Origin of the sequence: Aeromonas sp. 604176, from assembly GCF_049170755.1 — a bacterium.
GTDB lineage: Bacteria > Pseudomonadota > Gammaproteobacteria > Enterobacterales > Aeromonadaceae > Aeromonas > Aeromonas veronii_A.
Window position 1 is genome coordinate 1 of sequence record NZ_JAAKNE010000199.1, and the last position, 3,502, is coordinate 3,502.

The 3,502-nt window shown below is 62.1% G+C and carries 3 protein-coding genes; all 3 read left to right on the plus strand.

Annotated elements, in window-relative coordinates:
• Nucleotides 1-24: 24 nt before the first annotated feature.
• Nucleotides 25-1,947 (plus strand): PTS mannitol transporter subunit IICBA, encoded by a 1,923-nt coding sequence (locus G5358_RS20445; protein ID WP_203118351.1) that lies wholly within the window; start codon nt 25-27, stop codon nt 1,945-1,947.
• A gap of 37 nt (nt 1,948-1,984) precedes the next feature.
• Nucleotides 1,985-3,130 carry a mannitol-1-phosphate 5-dehydrogenase gene (locus tag G5358_RS20450; RefSeq protein ID WP_047436917.1) on the plus strand — a complete coding sequence of 382 codons (1,146 nt, stop codon included), beginning with the start codon at nt 1,985-1,987 and terminating at the stop codon, nt 3,128-3,130.
• A gap of 133 nt (nt 3,131-3,263) precedes the next feature.
• Nucleotides 3,264-3,502: MltR family transcriptional regulator (locus G5358_RS20455; protein ID WP_421324818.1), on the plus strand; the 239-nt coding region annotated here is incomplete at its 3' end.

Below are 3,502 nucleotides of genomic sequence, written 5' to 3' on the forward strand. Positions count from 1 at the left end.
ACAGGCTTAAAACGGGGTCCCGACATGTTATCACCGGATACCAAAGTCAAGATACAGAATTTTGGACGCTTCCTGTCCAATATGGTGATGCCCAACATAGGCGCCTTCATCGCCTGGGGCTTTATTACCGCCCTCTTTATCCCCACCGGCTGGCTGCCCAATGAAACCTTGGCCAAGCTGGTCGGCCCCATGATCACCTACCTGCTGCCGCTGCTGATTGGCTACACCGGCGGCAAGCTGATGGGCGGTGATCGTGGCGGCGTGGTCGGTGCCATCACCACCATGGGCGTCATCGTGGGGACCGACATCCCGATGTTTATGGGTGCCATGATGGTCGGCCCGCTCGGTGGCTGGGCCATCAAGCGCTTCGACAAGGCGATGGACGGTCGCGTCAAGAGCGGCTTCGAGATGCTGGTCAACAACTTCTCTGCCGGTCTTATCGGCATGCTGCTGGCAATCCTCGCCTTCTTCGTGATCGGCCCCTTCGTCAAGGTGCTCTCCGGCGTGCTGGCCGGTGGCGTCGGCTTCCTGGTGGATAACCACATGTTGCCGCTCACCTCCATCTTTGTCGAACCGGCCAAAATCCTGTTCCTCAACAACGCCATCAACCACGGCATCTTCTCGCCGCTGGGGATCCAGCAGGCGACCGAGCACGGCAGCTCCATCTTCTTCCTGATTGAAGCGAACCCGGGCCCGGGCATGGGCGTACTGCTGGCCTACATGGTGTTCGGTCGTGGCGCCGCCAAGCAGTCCGCTGCAGGTGCCTCCATCATTCACTTCTTCGGCGGCATCCACGAGATCTACTTCCCGTACGTGCTGATGAACCCGCGCCTCATTCTGGCGGTGATCGCCGGCGGCATGACCGGGGTCTTTACCCTGACCCTGTTCAACGCAGGTCTGGTCTCCCCTGCCTCACCGGGCTCAATCTTCGCCGTGCTGCTGATGACGCCGAAGGCCTCCCTGATCGGGGTGCTGCTCTCCATCACAGCCGCCACTCTGGTCTCCTTCCTGGTTGCTGCCGTGTTCGTCCGCGCCCAGCAGCCGGAAGCCGACGAGGCCGATGCCCTCGGTGAAGCCACTCGCAAGATGAAAGCCATGAAGGGCGGCAAGCCCGAAACCGCAGCAGCCAAGAAGCCGGGCGGTGAACTGATGGCGGTGCGCAATATCGTGGTCGCCTGCGATGCGGGCATGGGTTCCAGCGCCATGGGCGCCGGCATGCTGCGCAAGCGGGTACAGGCCGCCGGACTCGATATCAGCGTCACCAACCGCGCCATCGATCAGCTCGACGATCAGGTGGACTGGGTCATCACCCACAAGGATCTGACCGAGCGGGCCCGTCGCCATGCGCCGAACGCTCACCATATCTCGCTCACCAACTTCCTCGACAACGGCCTCTATCAGGAGCTGGTACAGAGCCTGAGCCGCGCCGCCAACGATGACGTCGCCAACCCACAATTGCTGGTGGCCGCCAACGACGACAGCTACGAGCCGCAGGCAGCCGAAGTCTTTACCCTGAGCCGTCATGACGTGCATCTGGGACTGAAAGCGGACAACAAGGAGGCCGCCATCCTGACCGCTGGCCGACTGCTGGCAGAGCGCGGCTACGTGGCGCCCGACTACGTCAACGCCATGCTGGAGCGCGAACAACTGGTCTCCACCTACCTCGGCGAATCCATCGCCGTGCCCCACGGCACCATCGCCGCCAAGGAGTTTGTGAAGCGTACCGGCATCGTCATCTGCCAGTACCCGGCCGGGGTCGCCTTTGGCGAGGCTGCCGATGAGGTAGCGCGGCTGGTGATCGGCATCGCCGCCCGCAACGACGAACACATGCAGGTAATAACCCGCCTGACCAATGCACTGGATGAACCCGGTCTCATCGACCGGCTGGCCAGCACCACGGATCCCCAGGCCTTCCTGGATCTGCTGGGTGCCGAACAGGCTGCGTAATCATCTTTCATCGTCTTTGGTTCAAGAGGTTAATATCATGAAAACATTGCATTTTGGTGCTGGTAACATCGGTCGCGGCTTTATCGGCAAAGTGCTGGCGGATGCCAGCCATCAGGTCACCTTCGCCGACGTCAACGACACCCTGATCGACCAGCTCAACCACCGTCAGGAGTACAAGGTCCATGTGGTAGGTGCGGATCAGAAGCTGGACGTGGTGCGCAACGTGGCAGCGGTCAGTTCCGCCGGTCACGAGGTGATCGCCCGCATCATCACCGCCGATCTGGTCACCACGGCAGTGGGCCCCAACATTCTGGACAAGATTGCCAGCACCTTGGCCAAGGGGCTGCAAGCCCGTTTCGATGCTGGCAACCTGACACCGCTCAACGTCATCGCCTGTGAAAACATGGTACGCGGCACAAGCCACCTCAAGCGGGAGGTACTCAAGTACCTGCCGGTCGCGTATCATGCCACGCTCGAATCCTGTATCGGCTTCGTCGACTCGGCGGTGGATCGCATCGTGCCGCCCGCCGCGGCTGCCAACGATGACCCGCTGGAAGTGACGGTAGAGAGCTTCAGCGAGTGGATCGTCGACCAGACCCAGTTCAAGGGGGAGCTGCCACAGGTGGCGGGCATGGAGCCCACCGACAACCTGATGGCCTTCGTCGAGCGCAAGCTGTTCACCCTCAACACCGGCCACATCGTCACCGCCTACCTCGGCAAACTGCGGGGCTACCGCACAGTGCGCGAGGCGATCGAGGATCCGGTGATCCGCAGCAAGGTACGCCGCGCCATGGAGGAGAGCGGTGCCGTACTGGTAAAACGCTACGGCTTCGACCCGCGCCTGCACGCCGCCTATATCGAGAAGATCCTGGCCCGCTTCGCCAACCCCTATCTGGTGGACGAGATTGACCGGGTCGGTCGTCAGCCGCTGCGCAAGCTGGCGGCGGGAGATCGACTGGTGAAGCCGCTGCTGGGCACCCTGGAGTACGGCCTGCCGAGCGATCAGTTGCAGGAGGGGATCGCCGCGGCGCTCCACTATCGCAATGCCGATGACCCGCAGGCGGTGGAGTTGCAAGCCCTGCTGGCGGAGCTTGGCCCGGCCAAAGCGTTGGCCCGCGTCACCGGACTGGATGAAGAGAGCGAGGTGGTTCGCGCCATCGTCGCCCGTTACGAAACCCTGTAATGACCCTGCTTGCGGCGCATTCAGCCACCACTGATAGTGCGCCAAGCGCTTGAATGGCAAGGGAATGTGCCCCATATGATAGAAACCGGGAGAGAGGCCCACTCTCTCCCTGTCAGCTGGACCCAATGCACCTATGACCACACACCAGGAAGATGAAGTACTGGAACGACTGAACGAGCAGGATGGCCCCCGCGGCTTCTTTCTCGAAGCCGTGACCATCCTGGAAGAGGCGGTCGACTCCCTGATGCGACGCGCGTTTCGTCAGGAGGAGTATGCCGTCAAATACGCCATCGAACCCCTGCTCAACCAGAGCGGCCCCCTCGGCCAGCTGGAGGTGCGCCTCAAGCTCATCTTCGCCCTCGGCCTCATCTC